General features: G+C 80.2%; 3 protein-coding genes. 2 read left to right on the top strand and 1 reads right to left on the bottom strand.

Features of this window, described 5'->3' with window-relative positions:
- On the top strand, positions 1-1,038 hold a 1,038-nt coding region (locus HLB09_RS15290), incomplete at its 5' end, for a Gfo/Idh/MocA family protein (protein WP_212771186.1).
- Between the two features lie 48 nt (positions 1,039-1,086).
- Here HLB09_RS15290 and HLB09_RS15285 read toward each other — a convergent pair.
- Positions 1,087-1,833, bottom strand: a complete 747-nt coding sequence (locus HLB09_RS15285; protein ID WP_171204185.1) for a Type 1 glutamine amidotransferase-like domain-containing protein — start codon at positions 1,831-1,833, stop codon at positions 1,087-1,089.
- Between the two features lie 127 nt (positions 1,834-1,960).
- On the opposite strand from HLB09_RS15285, the gene HLB09_RS15280 reads away from it, so the two are divergent.
- The coding region (locus HLB09_RS15280) for a protein kinase domain-containing protein (protein WP_171204184.1) at positions 1,961-2,839 on the top strand (879 nt) is incomplete at its 3' end.

Here is a 2,839-nt window from a genome sequence, read left to right as displayed (position 1 = left end):
GTGCGGGTCGGCCTCGTCGGCTACGGCAGCGCCGGGCGGGGCATCCACGCCCCGCTGCTGCGCGAGGCGGGCCTCGAGGTCGCCCTCGTCGCCACCGCCTCGCCGGAGCGGGCCGCCGCCGCCGCGCAGGAGGTGCCGGGCGCGCGGGTCGTGCCGGACCTCGACGCCGTCCTCGCGGCGGGGGACGGCCCGGGCGGCGTCGAGCTCGTCGTCCTGGCCTCGCCGACGGGCGTGCACGAGGAGCAGGTGCTCGCCTGCGTCGCGGCCGGTCGGCCGGTGCTCGTCGACAAGCCGCTGGCGGTCGACGCCGAGGGCGCGGCGCGCTGCGTGCGGGCCGCCCGGGCCGCGGGCGTGCCGCTCACCGTCTTCCAGAACCGGCGCTGGGACGACGAGCAGCGCGCGCTCGCCGCGGTGCTCGCGGCGGGGGAGCTGGGCGACGTCCTGCGCCTCGAGCGGCGCTGGGAGCGCTGGCGGCCCGTGCCCAAGGACCGCTGGCGGGAGAACGCGCCCCCGTCGGAGGGCGGCGGGGTCCTGCTCGACCTGCAGTCGCACCTCGTCGACTCCGCGGTGCAGCTGCTCGGGCCCGTGGAGTCGGTCTACGCCGAGGTCTCGGCGGTGACGACCGCCGCCGAGGACACGACCTTCCTCGCGCTGCGCCACGCGGAGGGGGCGCGCAGCCACCTCTCGGCGGTGAGCGCCGCCGGCGCCCCCGGGCCCCGCACCCGGGTCCTCGGCACGCGGGGCTCCTACGTCGTCGTGCCGTTCGAGGGGGAGGTCTCGGGCTTCGCCGGCGTCCTCGACGACGCGCCCGGCAGCACCGGGTGGGTCGTGCGCGGCGAGGAGCGCACGCCGGTGCCGACGCCGCCGGGCGGGCACGCCGACCTCTACCGCGCGGCGGCCGCCGCCGTCCGCGGCGACGGGCCGTGGCCGGTCGACCCGGCCGACGCGGTCGCCGTCCTCGCCGTCCTCGACGCGGCGCGCACGAGTGCCGCGCAGGGCCGGGTCGTCCCCGTGGAGGTGCCGGACCTCGCTCCCTGACCGGCTCGGGGCTGGGTGACCAGGGCCGGCGGTCTCAGGGCTGGCGGATCAGGGCTGGGGGAGCAGCCGCGCCTCCAGGCGGGTCTCGACGGCGCGGGGCTCCGCCCCGCTCGTGTCGCGCTCGACGCGGTAGCCGGCCGCGGCCGGGCGGTCGGTGACGACCTCGACCAGCTCGGTGCCCCGGTAGACGAGGCCGGCGCCGTCGTCCGTGCAGTACGTCAGGGGCAGGTCCCCGGCGGCGACCGCGCGGTGGACGAGGGGGCGCCGCTGCTCCTCGGAGTCGTAGTGGACGCCGTTGCCGTAGGGCAGCAGCCCGAGGCCGTCGGTGACGAGCCGCAGGTCGGGCCCGAAGGAGTCGGTGGGGCCGCCGACGTGCCAGCACAGCGACCCCGCGCTCACGCCCGAGAGGACGACGCCCGCCCGCCACGCCTCCGCCATGACCGGGCCCAGGTCGTGGAGGCGCCACAGCGCCAGCAGGCCCGCGACGCTCCCGCCGCCGACCCAGACGACGTCGGCGCCGAGCAGCAGGCCGCGCACGTCGTCGTGCGAGGGCATGGGCATCAGCGCGAGGTGCTCGAGGTGCATCCCCGCGACGCGGGCGGCCTCCGAGAGCTCGGCGGCGAACCAGCGCTGGTCGCCACCCGCGGTGCCGACGTGGACGACGCGCGGGGGCCGCCCGGTCGCGCCCGACAGGTCGACGGCGTGGTGGACGAGCCCGGAGAGCTCGAGGCGGGTGCGTCGTCCGGGGCGCAGACCCCCGGAGGTCGCGAGGACGGTGGGGGCGTCGGCGGGCACGCTCCCATCCTGCCCCGGGGCTCGCCCCTCGCAGCGCTCCGCCCCGGCGCGGCTCTCGTCGCAGGAGCCCGGGGGCCGCCTGTGGACGGCGCCTGCGGGGCCGGGCGCGAGGCGCTGCACTGGAGACGTGGTGGGACGGCACGCGGCGCGCGGTGGGCGGGAGCCCGAGGGGTCGGACGACGGCGGGGAGGACCCGACGTCGCGGGTGGGGCCCGGCCCCGACCGGGGCGCGGGGGAGGACGACGACCTCGGTGGGGGCTCCGGCCCGCCGTGGTGGGAGCGGCTCGAGGACCGGGGGGTCGAGGCGGCGCCCTGGCCGCTGCGCGTCGTGCCGGCCGAGGAGGCGCTCCCGGGCCTCGACCCGCCCGTCACCGCGGACGACGGCCCGGCGGACGAGCCCGCCGTCGCTCCCGTCGTCCCCGGGTGGACGGTGCAGCGGCTGCTGGGGCGGGGCGGGTCCGGCGAGGTGTGGCGCGCCCTCGAGGAGGCCACCGGGGAGGCCGCCGCGCTCAAGGTGCTGCGCACGTCGGTGCCGGCGGACGAGGCCGTCCGGGCGCGCCTGCGGGACGAGGCGGCGCTGGCGGCCGCGCTCGGCGGGCCCCACCTCGTGCGTCTGCGGGGGGTCACCGAGACGGCGGCCACCGCCGGGGCTCCTGCGCGGCCCGTCCTCGTCCTCGAGCACGCCCTCGGCGGCAGCCTCGGCGCGCTCGTCGCCGCTCGCGGCGCCCTCGACGCGGGCGAGGTCGTCACCCTCCTCGTCCCGCTGGCCGGGGCGCTGGCGGACCTCCACGCCTCCGGCGTGGTCCACGGCGACGTCTCGCCGGGCAACGTCCTCTTCGCCGAGGACGGTCGACCGCTGCTGGCCGACCTCGGCACCGCCGGGCTCGTGGCGGCCGCACCCGCCGCGGGCGGGGGGCCGCCGCTCGTCGAGCTGACGCCGGGCTACGCGGACCCGCAGCGCCTGGCGGGCGCCCCCGCGACGCCGGCCGGGGACGTCCACGCGCTC

This window comes from Pseudokineococcus marinus, from assembly GCF_013004605.1.
Lineage (GTDB): Bacteria > Actinomycetota > Actinomycetes > Actinomycetales > Quadrisphaeraceae > Pseudokineococcus > Pseudokineococcus marinus.
This window is presented reverse-complemented; position numbering and strand designations above follow the sequence as displayed.